We start from the raw sequence: 15,799 nt of genomic DNA, 5'->3' as shown, positions 1-15,799 counted from the left end.
GGGGGCGCAAACCAGGGCCCCGCTTTTCAGGGCCTCTCTGCCGCGAGGCTCTGCTCGATCAGCCGCCGCGCTATGGTGCCGTGGGGGGGCAAGCGTGGCAGCCGGTCCGCCTCGAAGAAACCGGCGGCCACCAGCTCGTCGTCCTGCACCTTGATCTCGCCGCTCTGGTAGTCGGCGGTGAAACCCATCATCAGGCTGTGGGGGAAGGGCCAGGGCTGGCTCGCCACATAGCGCACATTGCGCACCCGGATGCCGCTCTCCTCGAACACCTCCCGCGCCACGCACTGCTCCAGGTTCTCCCCCGCCTCCACGAAGCCCGCCAGCACGGTATACATGGGATCCTCCGCCTGATAGTGACGGCGATGGGCCGCCAGCAGGATCGCCGGGCCCTTGCGCACCGCCACTATGATGCAGGGGGAGATGCGCGGGTAGACGACGTGACCATGCCGGCACACCTGTGCCCACTCCCCCGCCTTGGGGGTCATGGGGGCGCCGCATTCGCCGCAGAAGCGATGGGTGCGACGGAAGGTGGCGAGCTGCCAGGCGCGTCCGGCGAGGCGAAAACCCTCTTCGTCCCCCGCCACCATCAGCTGGCGCAGCCCCGCCAGAGAGGCGATCTCGGCATCCGGTCCCAGATCCAGCAGCAGGCAGGGCTGTCCGTCCCACTCGTCGAAAGCCTCGAAATGGGCGGCGTGCAGATGGGCGGGCAGGCTGGCCTTGGGGCCCTGGGGGATCTGCCCCCGTTCATCCAGCAGGACGAGGTGATCGCCCCCCAGCACGAACCAGCGGGCCTGTTCGGTTGATGACATATGTTGAAGGCTCTTGTTGAGAAGGGTGCGCAGGGCACGGGATAGTTCGGCTCATCTTACGGCCGCAGAGGCCCCCTGGCGACCCCCGACCGGGTCAAGAATCCGCCCCGGTGCGCGCCCATGAAAAAAGGTCGCCATGGCGACCTTTCTCGTTGCGACCGCCAGGGCGATCAGTTCATCCAGCGCTCGCTGCTCTTGCGGCGACGCGGCAGCATGGGGAGCAGTATGCCGAGCAGTATGCCCCCGAGCACCATGGCACCACCGCGGATGAACCAGTCCATCTGCATGTCGTGCTCCTGGTTGTCATAGCTCTGGGTCAGGGCGTCGTTCTGCTCCTTGAGGCTGCTCATCTCTGTGCTCTGGCTGGCGAGCTGGGCCTTCAGGCTGGCGATCTCCTTGCTCTGCTCGGTGATCTGGCCATCCTTCTCGGCGAAACGACGCTCGTTGTCGCCATTGAGGTTCAGCAGACGGGCCTTGGCCTCATCCAGCTCTTTCTGAACCTGGGGCAGACGCTCGCGCAGGCTGATCTCCCCCTGCAGTTCGCTGTTCTTGATCCAGCCTTCACGACCACGGCCGTCCACCACCTGGGTGAAACCGGCGTCGTTGTTCACCGCCTTGACCTCCAGCGGTTCACCGGCCTTGACGCTGCCGAGGATCCGGTACTGGGTGCCAGGACCGTTGTGGATATAGGTAAAGATGTTGTCTGAGACATAACGGGTATCGGCCAGTACCTGTTGGGCACACAAGCAGATCAAGATCCCGAGAAGGGCGCGCATGGTCGATCGATTCTCTTCGTTGAATTAGGTTGCAGGCCGAATGTTAAGCCGCCAGCGGGTCAAAGGACAAGCAAAGAAAAGCGGCGCCCCCCCTGACTGAGAGGCGCCTCACGGCTTCCCCCGTTTGCCACGCGACCATTCCAGACGCCGCAGGCTACTTCTGTTGCAGTGCCTTCACCTCGGCGCGCAGGGCCCTCAGCTCCTGCAGCAGTTGCGCCTGCTGCTCGCTCTGCTGGCGCCGCCACAGTGTGGTGTCGTCGTTGGTCTTGCCGGGATGCACGAACAGGCTGGCCATGAAACCGCTGAGGGCACCAAACAGGCCCACACCGAACAGGATGAGCAGGCTGGCGACGAAGCGTCCCTCCTCCGTCCTGGGCACCAGATCCCCGTAGCCCACGGTAGAGAGTGTCACCAGCGTCCACCAGAAGGCATCGTAGGGGGTCTGGATCAGGCTCCCTGGCTGGCCCGTCTCCAGCCAGTACATGACGCCGGAGCCCACCCCCAGCAGCAGGAAGAAGAGGAACAGAATGCCGGAGAGGGTTGTCTCGTTGCGCTCCCGGCGAAACATGCCCAGCAGGTCCGGCCTGTCTCGCAGCAGCTGATAGACCCGCCACAGCTGGATGAGCCGCGCCCAGCGCAGCTGCTCCACCATGGGCAGGCTGCCCGGCAGATAGAACCAGTTGGATTTGAAGAAGGCCATGCGATCCGGGGCCCTCACCCAGCCGTAGGCGAAGTGGGCGAGGAAGAAATAGCAGATCAGGCTGTCGACGTCATAGAAGAGTTGCAGGGTCTGCGGGCTCCACTCGCGGTGACCCCACCAGCGGGCACAGACCAGGCAAACGGAGATCACCGACAGAAACGCCATCAGCAGATCCATGGCGCGCAGGTGAGTTAAGTGATGTCGCATACAATTTCCTACTTTAGGCACGGTGCGAATTAATAAAAAGGAAGATAATGCCGATAGTCCTGAGGACAAAGGAAAACCGGCCATTAAGAAGGAGAAAGATTATGCAGTTAAACTCGCTGGAGAGGCGAATGAGCAACATCCGACTGGTGCCCAAAGTGGTGCTGCTCATGGTGTTCAGCACGCTGCTGCTGCTGGCCAAGCTCTGGTTCGATGCCAGCAACCTGGAAGCCACCCTGCTCGGCGAGGGCATAGATGCCACCAAGGCCAATGCCATTGCCGATCGCCTGCTCTGGACCGGTCTGATGGAGACGGCGCTGATGGGGGTCGTCTTCGTGGTGCTGCTGCTGACCGGCTCCCGTCTCATGGTCAAGCAGGTGCACTATCTGGTGGGCCTGCTGGAGCGCTTCGCCCGCAAGGATCTCAGCCACAGCGTGCTGCTCAAGTCCCGGGACGAGTTCGGCGACATCGCCAAGGCGGTCGCCCACTCCCAGGAGAACCTCAAGGAGGTGTTCGGCACCCAGCGCGCCGCCTGCAAGGAGCTCAACGACATCGCCTCCCAGGTGACGCTTTGCATGGATGAGGCCAACGAGGCGATCAACGAGGAGTTCACCCAGATAGAGCAGCTCGCCAGCGCCATGAGCCAGATGGTGGGCGCCATTCGCGAGGTGGCCAACCATGCGGAGCAAGCCTCCCACGCCACCGCCGACGCCAGCGCCCTGGCCGAGGAGGGGAGCCGCTGCGTGGCCGCCACCGTCAGCACCATAGACACCCTCTCCGGCAACATCCAGCGCTCCTCCGCCGTGGTCAACGAGGTGGAACACGGGGTCGATCGCATCGGCTCGGTGGTGGACACCATCCGCAGCATCTCGGAGCAGACCAACCTGCTGGCCCTGAACGCCGCCATCGAGGCCGCCCGCGCCGGCGAGGCGGGGCGCGGCTTCGCCGTGGTCGCCTCCGAGGTGCGCGAACTCGCGAATCGGGCCCAGGCCGCCACCGTCGAGATCCAGAAGATGATCGAGCAGTTGCAGGGCAATGCCCGCCAGGCCGTCGGCCTGATGGCCGAGAGCGTGCAGCAGGCGGACAAGGGGGTGGAGCAGGTGACCCAGGCCGGCGATCAGCTCGCCACCATAGTGCAGCGGGTACAGGGGGTGGCCGACATGAACCGCCAGATCGCCGCCGCCTCCGAGCAGCAGAGCTCGGTGGCCGAAGAGATGAACGCCAACCTGGAGCAGGTCAAGCAGGTGGTGGAAGGCTCCGTGGTGGTACTGCGGGAGCTGAAAGATGCCTCCGAACTGGTGGAGCACCACAGCCAGACGCTGGATACCCACATTCAGGCCTTCAAGCTGGCCTGATGGCATCAATCTGGTACGCACAAGGGCCCCGTCAGGGGCCTTTCTTATTGCTATCACAGCAAGGTGTCGGAAAGAGAGACGGACCACAGCCAGACGCTGGATACCCATATCCAGGCCTTCAAGCTGGCCTGATGGCATCAACCTGGTACGCACAAGGGCCCCGTCAGGGGCCTTTCTTATTGCTATCACAGCAAGGTGTCGGAAAGAGTGACCGACCACGCCAGACGCTGGACAATCATATCCAGGCCTTCAAGCTGGCCTGAGGTCGTGATTTGAGTAAACTGGAAGGCCCCGCGAGGGGCCTTTTTTCATCTCATGACACGGCAAGGAGCCAGGATGCAGCACACCCCATCCCCACTGGAGATCAGCGACGACAAGGGACGCCTCGATGTCCCGCTCATTCACCGTTTCCTGTCCGAGGAGGCCTACTGGAGCCTCGGCATTCCCCTCTCCACCGTGCAGCGGGCCATCAATCATTCCCTCTGCTTCGGCGGCTATGTCGACGGTCAGCAGGTGGCCTTCGCCCGGGTCATCACAGACCGGGCCACCTTCGGCTATCTCTCCGACGTCTTCGTGCTGCCCGAGCATCGCGGTCGCGGCCATAGCAAGGCGTTGATGGCGGCCATTGTCGACCATCCCGCCTTGCAGGGGCTGCGCCGCCTCATGCTGGCCACCTCGGATGCCCAGGGCCTCTATGCCGGTTTTGGCTTCGCGCCGCCCCGCACCCCCGGCAGCCTGATGGAAAAGTACGACCCCGAGATCTATCAACGCCCCTGAGCCCGCGCCGGCGGCCCATTTTCCCCGCCGGCTCATGCTTCTCTCTCCCGGGCTGTGACGCGGGCACGGGACAATGCTAGATTGGCTGCCGGTGTTTTCATTCCCTCTGCAGACCCGTTAATCACAAGGACGGCAACCGTGGCCCAGCATTCCTCTTCACTTCCCCCATCACCGGCATCCCTCTCCACTCTGCCCCCCCTGCTGCAGGATCAGGCCGGGCGCCAGTGGCAGCGGCTGCTGGCGCTGGCCCCCGACTATGGCAATTTGCCAGCGATGGAGCAGCAGACCCTGCTGACCCTGTTTGGTCTCTCCGATTTCGTCGCCGACTCCCTCATCAAGCAGCCCGAGCTGCTGGCGCAGACCCTGGCCGCCGGGGATCTGGCTCTGTCCGAGCGCTGGCCCGCCTACGAGGGCGATCTCGCGGCCCTGCTCGCCGAAGTCCATGACGAGGAGGCGCTCAAGCGCGTGCTGCGCCAGTTCAGGCGCAGCCGCATGCTGGTGATCGCCTGGCGCGAGCTGCTGGGGGAGTCAGAGGTCGAAGAGAGCTTTGTCCATCTCACCAGGCTCGCGGACGCGCTGATCTGCGGCGCCCGGGACTGGCTCTACGCCAGGCAGTGTGCCGAGCTCGGCACCCCCATGGACGGCAACGGCGACCCCCAGCCGCTGCTCATCCTCGGCATGGGCAAGCTCGGTGGCGGCGAGCTGAATTTCTCCTCGGACATAGACCTCATCTTCACCTTCCCCGACAACGGCTACACGGTCGGCGGGCGGCGGGAGCTCGCGAACCAGCAGTTCTTCATCAAGCTGGGGCAGCGCCTGATCAACGCCCTGCACCAGCCCACCCAGGATGGTCAGGTATTTCGGGTCGACATGCGGCTGCGTCCTTTCGGCGAGGCGGGGCCGCTCGCGATCTCGTTTGCCGCCATGGAGGACTACTACCAGCACCATGGCCGCAACTGGGAGCGCTACGCCATGGTCAAGGCGCGGGTGCTGGGGCCCCAGTGCGAACACGCCCAGGCCCTCACCGAGCTGCTGCGCCCCTTCGTGTTCCGCCGCTACATCGACTTCGGCGTCATCGACGGCCTGCGTCAGATGAAGGCGATGATCGCCGCCGAGGTGCGCCGCAAGGGGCTGGAGGGCAATATCAAGCTGGGGGCCGGCGGCATCCGCGAGGTGGAGTTCATCGCCCAGGCGCTGCAGCTCATTCGTGGCGGCCGCGAGCCCGCCCTGCGGGTGCGCCACCTGCCCGAGGCCCTGGCGGCCATAGCCCAGAGCGGCGCCCTCGACGGGGAGCGCTGCGCGCGCCTGCTCCAGGCTTACCGCTTCCTGCGCCGGGTCGAGAACATCTTGCAGGAGATCGGCGATCAGCAGACCCAGACCCTGCCCACCGAGGAGCGGGATCGCCAGCGACTGATCGCCGCCACCGGGTTCGCCGACTGGGAGCGCTTCATGACGCACCTCGACGAGGAGATGGCCATAGTCCATCAGGAGTTCGTCGCCGTGGTGGGGGAAGAGAAGGAGGCCCCCGCCCACCTGGAGCAGCTCTGGCTCGATCTCTGGCGCACCGAGCTCGATGCCGCCGAGCTGGAGAAGCTGCTCACCACCCAGGGGGTGAGCGATCCGGTTCCGCTCTGCGCCGCCCTGCTGCGCTTCAAGGAGGAGTACAAGCGCCGCCAGGTCGGGCCCCAGGGGCGCATCGCCCTGGACTGGCTGATGCCCGAGCTGCTGCGACTGGTGGTGGCGAGCCGTGAGCCCGCCCGCCTGTTCGAGCGGGTCTGCACCCTGCTGACCCGCATCTTCACCCGCAGCGCCTATCTGCAACTGCTGGCGGAGAACCCCGCCGCCCTGCGCCAGCTGGTGCGCCTGTGCGACGAGAGCAACCTGGTGAGCGAGCAGCTCGCCCGCTACCCCATCTTGCTGGACGAGCTGCTGGATCCCCAGCACCTCTACCACCCCACCCCGCTGGATCAGTACAAGCCCCAGCTGCGCCAGTTCCTGCTGCGCATCCCCGAAGAGGACGTGGAGCAGCAGATGGAGGCGCTGCGCCAGTTCAAGCAGGTGCAGCTGCTGCGCATCGTCGCCGCCGACATCGCCGGCGCCCTGCCGCTGATGAAGGTGAGCGACCACCTCACCTGGCTGGCGGAGGCCATCACCGAAGAGGTGGTCAATCAGGCCTGGACCCAGATGAGCGAGCGCTACGGCGTGCCCCCCGAGGTGGCGCTGAGCGGTCAGCGCGGCTTCGCCGTGGTGGCCTACGGCAAGCTCGGCGGCATCGAGCTCGGCTACGGCTCGGATCTCGACCTGGTGTTCCTGCACGGCGGCGACCCCAACAGTTACACCGACGGGCGCAAGCCCATCGACAGCCGCCAGTTCTACCTGCGCCTGGCCCAGCGGATCCTGCACCTGTTCAGCACCCGCACCCCGTCCGGGATCCTCTACGAGATCGACATGCGGCTGCGCCCCTCCGGCGACGCCGGCCTGCTGGTCTCCTCCCTCGCCGCCTACGAGCAGTACCAGCAGCAGGAAGCCTGGACCTGGGAGCATCAGGCCCTGGTGCGGGCGCGCCCCATCTATGGCGATGATGCCGTGGTCGCCGAATTTGCCCGCATCCGCCGCGACGTGCTGGCCAAGGATCGCGACCTGCCGACCCTGGCCCGCGAGGTGCGGGAGATGCGCCACAAGATGCGGGATCACCTGCTCAAGGCTGGCGAGGGGGAGTTCGATCTCAAGCAGTCCCCGGGCGGCATGGTGGACATAGAGTTCATCGCCCAGTACCTGGTGCTGGCCCACGCCTGCGGCGAGCCCGAGGCCCTGACTCGCTGGTCGGACAACGTGCGCATCTTCGACGAGTGCGTGATGGCGGGGGTATTGACCCTGGAGCAGGCGGAGGGGCTCAAACACGCCTATCTGGAGATCCGCAACCTTGGCCATCGCCTCAACCTCTCCGAGGTTTCCCGCAAGGTGGGAGACGATCAGCTGCTGACCGAGCGGGGCCATGTGCTGGCGGTCTGGCAACAGCTGCTGGGGGAGTAAGGCTCTCGCCGCATCGACAACAAGGGGCGCCATGGCGCCCCTTGTTGCTGTCGGGAGAGCGTGACTCCGCCCCTAGCGCCCCCCGGCCAGATCGATAAAGGTGCCGGTGGCATAGGAGGCTTCGTCCGACAGCAGCCAGGCGATGGCTGCGGCCACCTCCACCGGCTGACCGCCCCGTTGCAGCGGAATATTGCCCTTGATCCTGTCCACCCGACCGGGTTCGCCGCCGTCCCCGTGCATCTCGGTATAGATAAAGCCCGGGCGCACCCCGTTGACCCGGATCCCCTGGGCCGCCACCTCCAGGGACAAGCCCCTGGTCAGCACGTCTATAGCCCCCTTGGAGGCGGCGTAGTCCACATACTCCCCGGGGGAGCCCAGGCGCGCGGCGGCGGAGGAGACGTTGACGATGGCGCCCCCGCTCGTCATGCGGCGCACCGCCTCCCGGCAGCAGAGAAAATAGCCGGTCACATTGGTGGTCAGGGTCTTGTTGATGCGCTCGGCACTCATCTCCAGCACCTTCATCTGGGGCTGGAGTATACCCGCGTTGTTCACCAGATGGGTGATCACCCCGAGCCGGGTGTCCATCTCCTCGAACAGGCGCACCACCTCGGCCTCCACCCCGACATCCGCCTGCACTGCTATGCAGGAGACCGGATACCGGGCCCGGATTTCGGCCACCAGCGCCTCGGCACTGGCCTTGTCATGACGATAGTTGAGGCACAGATGATAGCCCTGCCCCGCCAGATAACGGGCCGTCGCCGCCCCTATCCCCCTGCTGCCACCTGTGATCAGCACCCGTTTGTGCATGGACCCTCCTGGTCGTGTCGCGGATTGAACTACTGCGAGATGGATGGCGGCCGTGTCAGGCCGGGCCGTGATCCATCACGGTCTCCACCAGCACCCGGTTGAAGTACCGGTACCCCTGCTCATCGAGCGGGGCCGGATAGCTAAGCACCCGCAGCGCATGGCCTTGATGGTCCGGCTGATAGGGCGGGTGCACGTGGTCATGATCGCTCAGGCAAAAACCCAGCCCCTGATAGAAGCGCAGCCGGCGGATGGCGATCTCGTCCTCTGGCGGATCTATCTCCAGGATGACGGGGCGCCCGGCCTCCCGGCAGAATGCCGCCAGCAGGCGGGAGCCGTGGTTCTGGCCGCGCAGGGCCGGGTTGATGGCCAGATGCTCGATGTAGATCTGCTCGCCGCAGTCCCACCAGAAGATAAAGCCGAGCAGCTGCTCGCCCTGATAAAAGAGCTGGCAGTGAAAGCGGGAGTCTCCCATCTTGAGCTGCTGATGCTGCGGCTGGCGCTGTTCGTAGCGGGGAAAGCTGCTGCCGTAGATCTGCCAGACCAGCGGCCAGTCCGGATGGGATATCTCTCTTGCGATTTCACTGCGACTCATTCATCTGCTCCTTGGTAAAACCACAGTGATACCATCTTTGTCCGGCCCAAACACCCCTCTCTTTCACTACCGACGCAGGCGGCGTCGAGTCCCGCCTCCTTGCCCGAGCGCAGAGCCACACGCACAGAGCCCGCACTGGGCGGGCTCTGCATGGCGATAAGACGAAAGGTCCAGGCTATTTGAACAGGCCCTTGAGCAGCTGATCCGCCACCCCCTTGATCTGCTCGTCGTCGCCCTTGTCTCCCAGCAACTTCTTGAGGCCGCGCTCGGCCTCCTTGCGGGCCTTCTCCTCCAGCAGCTTGTTGTTGCCGAGCAACTCCTTCACGTCGAGCCGGTAGCTGGGTGACTGCCAGTGACCGCCGATGCGCACCGGTATGGTGACGTCCTTGAGCTCGTCCACGCTCTTGCCCCCCTGCCCCTTGCTGCTCTCCACCACTGAGGTGAGGAACAGGAAGTCGAGGGTCTCGGGCACCAGGGCTGTCTGGCCCTGGCCCTTCACCCGCAGGGCGGGGGCGAGCAGCTGGATGTCGTCGCTGCGCGCCACGCCATTGGCGATCTGGAAGCTGGCGGTCAGGGCGCTGAAGTCGGTCTTGCGCGCCTCCTTCACCTGATCCGCCCCCTTGCCGGTCAGGGTGGCCCGCGCCTCGCGGATCATCTCGGCCAGGTTGATGCCGTGCAGGGCACCGTCCCTCAGCCTGAGGCTCGCCTTGCCCTGCATCTGGCTGCGCAGGGCCTGCTCGGAGAGGCCTGTGCCCTGCACCTGCACCTCGAGATCTCCCTTGCCTTCCAGTCGATCGTTCTGGGCCAGGGTCTGCAGCAGGGGGCGAATATCCACCCCCTGTATCCGCTTGTGCACCTGATAGCGGGCGGGTTGCTGACGGGCATCGAGCACGCCGCTCGCCGTCACCTGACCACCGGCCACCCCGGCGCTGAACTGCTTGAGCGTTAGCTGCCCGCCGGCCAGGGCGAGCTGCAGGTCGACGGCGCCGAGATCCAGCCCCTTCACCCTCAGGCTGCCCAGTTGCAGCCGACCGGCCAGGTCCACCGCCTTGAGGGCGGCGAGGTCGGGCTCCATGGTGGAGAGCGCCCTGGTGGCGGGAGCCGCGGCCTGCGCCTTTGTTCCGGCCGGTGCAGCCGCCCCCGAGGTGGCCGCAGCGGGCGCCGCCCTGGCTGACTGACCGAGCCAGCTGTCGAGGTCGAGTTTTTCCCCCTTGAGGTCGAACTCCACCTTGGGCACGGCCCCCAGATGCACAGTGCCATTGCCGCTGAGCAGGGCATCGTCCGCCCCCATCACCAGGTTGCTCAGGGTGACGCTCTGCTTGTCGAGCTCGGCGCGGGCAAAGCCCGCCAGCTTGAGGTTCATCTGCGGGCGCGGCAGGGCATCACCGCTGAGCCTGGCGGCCAGCACGGCATCCGACACCTCCAGCAGTTGCCGCTTCTCGTCGAGCCGCGCCTTGAGGGTCCCCTCCAGGGTACCGGCCAGGGTCGGCTTGTCCGCCGCCCCCTGGGCGCCGCTCAGGTTTAGGGTCAGGCTGCTCCACTGCCCCAGCGCCAGCCGATCGGCCTTGAGGGTGAAGGCATCGAGCCGCTGCGATGGCTGGCTCAGGCTACCGCTGAGGCTGAGATCCTTGAGCTCGCTCTTCATTGCCTCCTGGGCCGGTTTGAGCTGGGCCTCTCCCTTGAGATCAAATGCCAGATCCCCTTGCGCCCCCTTGGCGGCCAGGGTCACCGGCACCCACTCCCCCGGGGTCAACTGACCCAGATCGAGATCCAGCCGGTCGAGACGGGAGACGGCGCCGCTGCGATCGTCCCGCACCAGGGCGCTGGCCTCGACCAATGCCACCCCTTGCAGGCTGATCTGCCAGGGTTGTTCTTCACTGGCGGCAGGGGCGGCGGGCTGACCATCGCCGGCAGGGGATTGAGCGCCATCGCCCTTGTCGGCGGTGGCTGTCTTGACCAGACCGCTCAGGTTGGAGCTGCCGTCGGCCCTGGTCTGGATAAAGAGATGGGCGCCGCTCAGGGTCACCTTGCCAATCTCCAGCCGGTGGGAGAGCAGCGGCAGCAGGGCGACAGAGGCGTCACCCTGCGCGAAGCGCAGCAGGTCGGGCTCGGCAAAGCCCGCGGGGTTGCGAAGTTGCACCTTCTCGAGAGAGAGGCCGAGGCTCGGCCAGAAGCGCCAGCCGATATCCCCCTCCATCACCAGCTCGCGGCCCGTGCTCTTGCGCACCTGTTCCGCCAGCTGAGGCTTGAACTGATTGGGGTCAACCAGAGACACCAGGGCGGCGATGGCCACCACGGCCGCCAGCGCCAACCCCAGCAGTATGTAGATGATCTTCTTCACGACGAACTCCTCAATGCAGATCCTGTGGCTGACTATACCACCGGGGGCGCGGCGCAGGCTGTACCGGCCCCAAAACGGGCAAATGGCGAGACAGGGATGGTCGCGCCCGCCCGTCCCACCACGGAAAAGGGCCCCGCAGGGCCCTGGTCTCACTGGACGGTCGGCAGTTGCCGGTAGCCCATCTCGTACAAGGTGAAGGCATAGAGGTCCGCGCTCTGCTCGATAAGCTTGGTCACCGGCGTGCCCGCCCCGTGCCCCGCATTGGTCTCGATGCGGATGAGCTGGGGATGGGGGCCGGCATCGTCCGCCTGCAGGGTGGCGGCGAACTTGAAGGAGTGGGCCGGCACCACCCGATCGTCGTGATCCGCCGTGGTCACCAGGGTCGAGGGGTAGCTGACCCCGGGCCGCACCTGGTGCAGGGGCGAGTAACCCTTCAGATACGCGAACATGGCCTCATTGTCGGCGCTGGTGCCGTAGTCATAGGCCCAGCCCGCCCCGGCGGTGAAGCTGTGGTAGCGCAGCATGTCGAGCACCCCCACCGCCGGCAGCGCGACCCGCATCAGATCCGGCCGCTGGGTCATCACAGCCCCCACCAGCAGGCCGCCGTTGGAGCCACCGCGGATCGCCAGCCGATCGGTGCGGGTGTAGCCCTCGGCCTTGAGGTACTCGGCCGCGGCGATGAAGTCGTCGAACACGTTCTGCTTGTTCATCCTGGTGCCCGCCAGGTGCCAGTCCTGGCCGTACTCGCCGCCCCCGCGCAGGTTCGCCACCGCATAGACGCCCCCTAGATCCAGCCAGTTCGCCACCGACACGCTGAAGCTCGGGGTCAGACTCACGTCGAAGCCGCCATAGCCGTAGAGGATGGTCGGGTTGCTGCCATCGAGTTTGAGCCCCTTGCGGTAGCTGATGATGAGCGGCACCCGGGTGCCGTCCTTGCTCCGGTAGAAGCGCTGCTCGGAAACGTAATCCTCCGGTTTGAACGGCGCCGCCGAGGCGCGATAGAGGCTGATGGCCCCGCTCCTTGGCTCGAACTGGTAGAGGGTGGGCGGCTGGGCATAGTTCTCGAAGCCGAAGTAGAGGGCGGGATCGTCGTGCTTGCCGTTGAAGCCGCTGACGCTGCCAAGGCCGGGCAGCGCCACCTCGCGCACTCGCTTGCCTTCGTAGTCGAACTGCTCGACCCGGGCGGTGGCATCCACCATGTACTCCGCGAACAGGTAGCCGCTGCCGCTGTGCACCCTCAGCACCTGCTGACACTCGGGGATGAGGTCGCGCCACTGTTCGGGGCCCGGGTTGGCGGCCTCCACCGTCACCAGACGGCCATTGGGGGCGTCCCGGTTGGTCAGCAGGTAGAGCGTACCGCCCTTGTTGTCCACCAGGCTCACGTCCGCCTCCAGCTCCCCCTGCACCGTCAGCAGCGGTGCGTTCTCCCGGCTCAGATCCTTCACGTAGAGGCGGTTGCCGGAGGTGGAGTTCGCCGCCGAGATGAGCAGGAAGCGGTCATCCTCGGTGACGCTGGCCCCCACATAGCGGTGCTTTTGCGCCGGGATGGCGCCGAACACCAGCCGGTCATCCTGCTGCGCCGTGCCGAGCCGGTGGAAATAGAGCTTGTGCTGATCCGTCCTGGCCGACAGCTCGCTGCCGTCCGGCTTGTCGTAGCTCGAGTAGAAGAAGCCCTCGTTGCCGAGCCAGCTGATGCCGCTGAACTTCACGTCCTTGAGGGGCGTCTCCAGGGGTTGCTTGCTCTCCACGTCCATCAGGTGGATCTCGCGCCAGTCGCTGCCGGCCAGTGACAGGGAGTAGGCCAGGATGCGGCCATCCCGGGAGAAGCTCAGCTGATCCAGCGCCGTGGTACCTTCGGGGCTGAGGGTATTGGGATCGAGGAACACCTCCGCCGGCTTGCCCGGCAGCTGGCGCCACAGCACGTTCTGGTTCTGCAGGCCGTCGTTCTTGAAGAAGTAGTGGTAGCGCCCCTCGCGAAACGGCGCCCCCTCCTTGGCGTAGTTCCAGGATGAGGCCAGCCTCTCCTTGATGGCCGCCCGATACGGGATCAGCGAGAGGTAATCCTGAGTTACCCGGTTCTGGGCCCTGACCCAGGCCTCGGTCTCGGGGCTGCGGTCATCCTCCAGCCAGCGATAGGGGTCGGCCACGGCCTGGCCGAAATAGTGATCCACCTGCTCACCCTGGCGGGTGACGGGGTAGTGAAGGCGCGTATTCCCTGACATGGCATCCTCTCCGGTTGGCTGGCCGCTGCACGCACACAGCAGTGACAGGGCCAGCAGGCTGACAATGGCTCGCATCGAGGTGGCTCCCTGCGATTTCGGTGAAGCGGGCAGGGTAACAAAGAGTGCCGGATGGCCCAACCCCCCGGCCGGTGGCGACGGGCGGTGCCCCGGTAAAGACGGAGTCATATGAATTTTTTCACTTAGGTTTGCCGCTTTATTTTGTTTGTTATCCGGCCCCTGGGTCACAGGATGGAATAAGAAACCAGCCAACGTGACCCATTCAGGATAAAGCATGCCCTACAGCTACCTATCACATCTGAGGTGCAGCAAGACCGGCGAGACCCATGATGCCGATCGGCCCCAGCAACTGAGCCGGGTCGGCGCGCCACTGCTAGCCAGCTACGATCTCGAGGCCCTGAAGCAGGCCTGGCACCCGGCCTCCCTGCTGGGTCGCCCCGCCAGCCTGTGGCGCTACCACGAGCTGCTGCCGGTGCGCGACCCCACCCAGGTGGTCACCCTGGGGGAAGGCTTCACTCCCCTGCTGCCCCTGCCCGCTTTCGGCAAGCAGATTGGCATTCCGGATCTCTGGATGAAGGATGAGAGCATCCTCCCCACCGGCTCCTTCAAGGCCCGCGGCGCCGCAGTCGGGGTCTCCCGCGCCCGGGAACTCGGCGTCACCCACTTCGCCATGCCGACCAACGGCAACGCCGGGGCGGCCTGGGCGCTCTACGGCGCCCGCGCCGGGCTGCGCAGCACCATAGTCATGCCCCAGGCGGCCCCCGCCATCACCAGGCTGGAGACCTCTCTCGCCGGCTCCCGCCTCTATCTGGTGGACGGCCTCATCAGCGACGCCGGTCGCCAGGTGGCCCAGGCGGTGGCGGAGCAGGGGCTGTTCGATGCCTCCACCCTCAAGGAGCCCTACCGCATCGAGGGCAAGAAGACCATGGGGCTGGAGATCGCCGAGCAGCTCGGCTGGACCCTGCCGGATGTCATCCTCTACCCCACCGGTGGCGGGGTCGGTCTCATCGGCATCTACAAGGCGCTGCGGGAGTTGCAGGCGCTGGGCTGGGTGCAGGGGCCGCTGCCGCGACTGGTGGCGGTGCAGGCGAGCGGCTGCGCCCCCATAGTCCAAGCCTGGCAGCAGGGGGAGCGCGAGTCGCGCTTCTGGCCCGACTCCCAGACCCTGGCGTTCGGCATCAATGTGCCCAAGGCGCTGGGGGACTTTCTGGTGCTGGACGCCCTCTATCGCACCCAAGGCTGCGCCATAGCAGTGGACGACGGCGCCATCCAGCGCGAGATCCGCCAGCTCGCCGCGCGCGAAGGCAGCTTCGTCTGCCCGGAAGGGGCGGCCGCCTTCGCCGCCGCTCGCCAACTGCGGGAGAGCGGCTGGATCCAGGGAGGCGAGCGGGTGGTGGTGCTCAACACCGGCGCCGGCATCAAGTACCCGGACGCCATCACTGTGCTGCCCCAGCGGCTGCGCCGCGACGGGAGTATCCCCGCATGAGCTTCGACTGGTCCTTTGTCCTCACTACCCTGCCAGCCTTTGGCAAGTCGGTCTGGGTCACCCTGCAGCTCGGCGCCCTGGTGATCCTCACCTCCCTCGCCGTGGCCCTGCTCAACGTGACGCTGCAAAGCCTGCACAGGCCCTGGCTGAACCGGGTGATCCGCGCCTATGTGGAGCTGGCCCGCAACACGCCGCTCTTGATCCAGCTGTTCTTTCTCTACTTCGGGTTGCCGGCGCTCGGCTTGTCGCTGTCGGGCTTTGCCACTGCGGTGATCGCCATGACCTTCCTCGGCGGTGGCTACCTCACCGAGGCGCTGCGGGCGGGCATTCAGGCGGTCCCCCCCAGCCAGCTGGAGGCGGGCCGGGCCATAGGTCTCTCCCGCTGGCAACTGCTGCGCCACGTGCAGCTGCCCCAGGCCTGGCTCGCCAGCCTGCCGGCGCTCTTTGCCAACTTCATCTTCCTGCTCAAAGAGACCACGGTGGCCTCGGCGGTAGCGGTGCCGGAGCTGCTCTACACCACCAGGAACTACATCGCCCTCTACTACAAGACCTACGAGATGCTGGCGGTGCTGACCTTGATGTGCGTGCTGATCTTTCTGCCGCTGTCGCTCGCCCTGCGCGTCGTTGAAAGGAGGCTGCAACATGGTCAGTTCGGTCACTGAATCGCTGATGCAGGTAT

At 65.9% G+C, this 15,799-nt stretch carries 12 protein-coding genes; 5 read left to right on the top strand and 7 right to left on the bottom strand.

The features are described from left to right. Window positions 1–26: 26 nt before the first annotated feature. From nudC to AC1IN8_RS13350, 3 genes are all read right to left on the bottom strand, one after another. On the bottom strand, window positions 27–809 hold the full coding sequence (nudC, locus tag AC1IN8_RS13360) for an NAD(+) diphosphatase (protein WP_479759113.1): 783 nt from the start codon (window positions 807–809) through the stop codon (window positions 27–29). A 170-nt stretch (window positions 810–979) separates the two neighbouring features. Continuing rightward, the gene (locus AC1IN8_RS13355) at window positions 980–1,585 is read right to left on the bottom strand and encodes a TIGR04211 family SH3 domain-containing protein (protein ID WP_139433999.1); all 606 of its coding nucleotides are present in this window, start codon (window positions 1,583–1,585) and stop codon (window positions 980–982) included. Window positions 1,586–1,739: 154 nt separating this feature from the next. Further along, on the bottom strand, window positions 1,740–2,561 hold the full coding sequence (locus AC1IN8_RS13350; protein ID WP_479759111.1) for a potassium channel family protein: 822 nt from the start codon (window positions 2,559–2,561) through the stop codon (window positions 1,740–1,742). A gap of 32 nt (window positions 2,562–2,593) precedes the next feature. Between AC1IN8_RS13350 and AC1IN8_RS13345 the strand changes: the two genes are divergently transcribed. The 3 genes from AC1IN8_RS13345 (at window position 2,594) to glnE (ending at window position 7,654) form a co-directional block, all read left to right on the top strand. Continuing rightward, window positions 2,594–3,844 (top strand): methyl-accepting chemotaxis protein, encoded by a 1,251-nt coding sequence (locus AC1IN8_RS13345; RefSeq protein ID WP_139433997.1) that lies wholly within the window; start codon window positions 2,594–2,596, stop codon window positions 3,842–3,844. Between the two features lie 336 nt (window positions 3,845–4,180). Then, window positions 4,181–4,621, top strand: coding sequence for a GNAT family N-acetyltransferase (locus AC1IN8_RS13340; RefSeq protein ID WP_454010590.1), 441 nt, complete (start codon window positions 4,181–4,183; stop codon window positions 4,619–4,621). Between the two features lie 138 nt (window positions 4,622–4,759). Continuing rightward, the gene (gene glnE / locus AC1IN8_RS13335) at window positions 4,760–7,654 is read left to right on the top strand and encodes a bifunctional [glutamate--ammonia ligase]-adenylyl-L-tyrosine phosphorylase/[glutamate--ammonia-ligase] adenylyltransferase (protein ID WP_479759108.1); all 2,895 of its coding nucleotides are present in this window, start codon (window positions 4,760–4,762) and stop codon (window positions 7,652–7,654) included. Window positions 7,655–7,726: 72 nt separating this feature from the next. Here glnE and AC1IN8_RS13330 read toward each other — a convergent pair whose 3' ends face one another. The 4 genes from AC1IN8_RS13330 to AC1IN8_RS13315 all read right to left on the bottom strand — a co-directional run bounded on the left by AC1IN8_RS13330 (window position 7,727) and on the right by AC1IN8_RS13315 (window position 13,691). Further along, a complete protein-coding gene (locus AC1IN8_RS13330; protein WP_265435138.1) occupies window positions 7,727–8,461 on the bottom strand; it encodes an SDR family oxidoreductase in 735 nt (244 codons plus the stop codon). Between the two features lie 55 nt (window positions 8,462–8,516). Next, window positions 8,517–9,053, bottom strand: coding sequence for a GNAT family N-acetyltransferase (locus AC1IN8_RS13325; RefSeq protein WP_479759106.1), 537 nt, complete (start codon window positions 9,051–9,053; stop codon window positions 8,517–8,519). Window positions 9,054–9,228: 175 nt separating this feature from the next. Next, window positions 9,229–11,394 (bottom strand): AsmA family protein, encoded by a 2,166-nt coding sequence (locus tag AC1IN8_RS13320; RefSeq protein ID WP_479759105.1) that lies wholly within the window; start codon window positions 11,392–11,394, stop codon window positions 9,229–9,231. A 149-nt stretch (window positions 11,395–11,543) separates the two neighbouring features. Next, the gene (locus tag AC1IN8_RS13315; RefSeq protein ID WP_479759103.1) at window positions 11,544–13,691 is read right to left on the bottom strand and encodes a prolyl oligopeptidase family serine peptidase; all 2,148 of its coding nucleotides are present in this window, start codon (window positions 13,689–13,691) and stop codon (window positions 11,544–11,546) included. 217 nt (window positions 13,692–13,908) lie between these two features. Here AC1IN8_RS13315 and AC1IN8_RS13310 point away from each other — a divergent pair, with 217 nt between their 5' ends. Together AC1IN8_RS13310 and AC1IN8_RS13305 are read left to right on the top strand one after the other, a co-directional pair. Beyond that, window positions 13,909–15,120: a threonine synthase gene (locus tag AC1IN8_RS13310; protein WP_479759101.1), complete on the top strand. Its 1,212-nt coding sequence runs from the start codon at window positions 13,909–13,911 to the stop codon at window positions 15,118–15,120. Next, entirely contained in the window at window positions 15,117–15,782 is a 666-nt protein-coding gene (locus tag AC1IN8_RS13305) for an amino acid ABC transporter permease (protein WP_479759099.1), read from the top strand. The genes AC1IN8_RS13310 and AC1IN8_RS13305 overlap by 4 nt, the downstream gene beginning before the upstream one ends. Window positions 15,783–15,799: the final 17 nt, after the last annotated feature.

The organism is Aeromonas sp. 130281, assembly GCF_056642115.1.
This window is presented reverse-complemented; position numbering and strand designations above follow the sequence as displayed.

Excerpts from the sequence above, each read along its gene's own strand:
- nudC (WP_479759113.1), bottom strand. The coding sequence starts at position 809 with ATGTCATCAACCGAACAGGCCCGCTGGTTCGTGCTGGGGGGCGATCAC.
- AC1IN8_RS13355 (WP_139433999.1), bottom strand. The coding sequence starts at position 1,585 with ATGCGCGCCCTTCTCGGGATCTTGATCTGCTTGTGTGCCCAACAGGTA.
- AC1IN8_RS13345 (WP_139433997.1), top strand. The coding sequence starts at position 2,594 with ATGCAGTTAAACTCGCTGGAGAGGCGAATGAGCAACATCCGACTGGTG.
- AC1IN8_RS13340 (WP_454010590.1), top strand. The coding sequence starts at position 4,181 with ATGCAGCACACCCCATCCCCACTGGAGATCAGCGACGACAAGGGACGC.
- AC1IN8_RS13330 (WP_265435138.1), bottom strand. The coding sequence starts at position 8,461 with ATGCACAAACGGGTGCTGATCACAGGTGGCAGCAGGGGGATAGGGGCG.
- AC1IN8_RS13325 (WP_479759106.1), bottom strand. The coding sequence starts at position 9,053 with ATGAGTCGCAGTGAAATCGCAAGAGAGATATCCCATCCGGACTGGCCG.
- AC1IN8_RS13315 (WP_479759103.1), bottom strand. The coding sequence starts at position 13,691 with ATGCGAGCCATTGTCAGCCTGCTGGCCCTGTCACTGCTGTGTGCGTGC.
- AC1IN8_RS13310 (WP_479759101.1), top strand. The coding sequence starts at position 13,909 with ATGCCCTACAGCTACCTATCACATCTGAGGTGCAGCAAGACCGGCGAG.
- AC1IN8_RS13305 (WP_479759099.1), top strand. The coding sequence starts at position 15,117 with ATGAGCTTCGACTGGTCCTTTGTCCTCACTACCCTGCCAGCCTTTGGC.